Annotated in this window: 1 protein-coding gene; it reads right to left on the bottom strand. The window is 63.3% G+C overall.

The window, feature by feature from the left end:
• On the bottom strand, positions 1–1,118 hold a 1,118-nt coding region (locus AWB74_RS44775; RefSeq protein WP_061152832.1), incomplete at both ends, for an NAD(P)/FAD-dependent oxidoreductase.

The raw sequence follows: 1,118 nt of genomic DNA, 5'->3' as shown, positions 1-1,118 counted from the left end.
TAGGCCGCGAGCTCGTCGTTCTGACGGCCCGCCTGCACGGCATCGAACGCAGCTTCGGCCGCCATCTTGCCGGACTTGATTGCCGCGTGGCTGCCCTTGATGCGCGATGCGTTCAGGAAACCCGCGTCGTCGCCCGCGAGCGCGCCGCCGGGGAATGCGAGCTTCGGCAGCGACATCAGGCCGCCCGCGGTGATCGCGCGCGCGCCGTAGGAAATGCGCTTGCCGCCGTCGAGGAACGGCCGGATCGACGGATGCGTCTTGTAGCGTTGAAACTCTTCGAACGGCGACAGATACGGATTGGAATATCCCAGCCCGACGACGAAGCCCACGACCACCTGGTTGTTGTCCATGTGATAGAGGAACGAGCCGCCGTAGGTGTCAGGCTCGAGTGGCCACCCGGCGGTGTGGATCACCAGACCCGGTTTATGCTTGACCGGATCGATTTCCCACAATTCCTTGATGCCGATGCCGTAGACCTGCGGATCGGCGTTCTGGTTGAGCTTGAACTTCGCGATGAGCTGACGGCCGAGATGCCCGCGCGCGCCTTCGCAGAAGAGCGTGTACTTCGCGTGCAGCTCCATGCCGAGCTGGAAATTCTCGGTGGGCTCGCCATCCTTGCCGACGCCCATGTTGCCCGTGACGACGCCGCGCACCGCGCCATCATCAGCGTAGAGCACTTCGGCGGCCGGAAAGCCCGGGAAAATCTCGACGCCGAGCGCTTCCGCCTGCTGCCCGAGCCAGCGCGTGACATTGGCAAGCGAGATGACGTAGTTGCCGTGATTCTTGAAGTTGTCGGGAAGCAGCCAGTTCGGCACCTGCTTCGCGCCGTCCTGCGACAGGAACAGGAAGCGGTCTTCGGTCACTTCGACGTCGAGCGGGGCGCCTTTTTCCTTCCAGTCGGGAATGAGTTCGGACAGGCCACGCGGGTCCATCACCGCGCCGGACAGTATATGTGCGCCGATTTCGGAGCCTTTTTCCAGCACGCACACGCCGATCTCGACGCCTTTTTCCTCCGCCAGTTGCTTCAACCGGATGGCCGCCGACAAACCGGCTGGTCCGCCGCCGACGATGACGACGTCGTATTCCATCGATTCGCGGGGACCGTATTGCTCGATGAG

It is taken from the genome of Caballeronia arvi (assembly GCF_001544695.2).
Classification (GTDB): domain Bacteria; phylum Pseudomonadota; class Gammaproteobacteria; order Burkholderiales; family Burkholderiaceae; genus Caballeronia; species Caballeronia arvi.
Note: the sequence above shows the minus strand (reverse complement) of the source record. Positions and strands in the feature narration are given on the sequence as shown.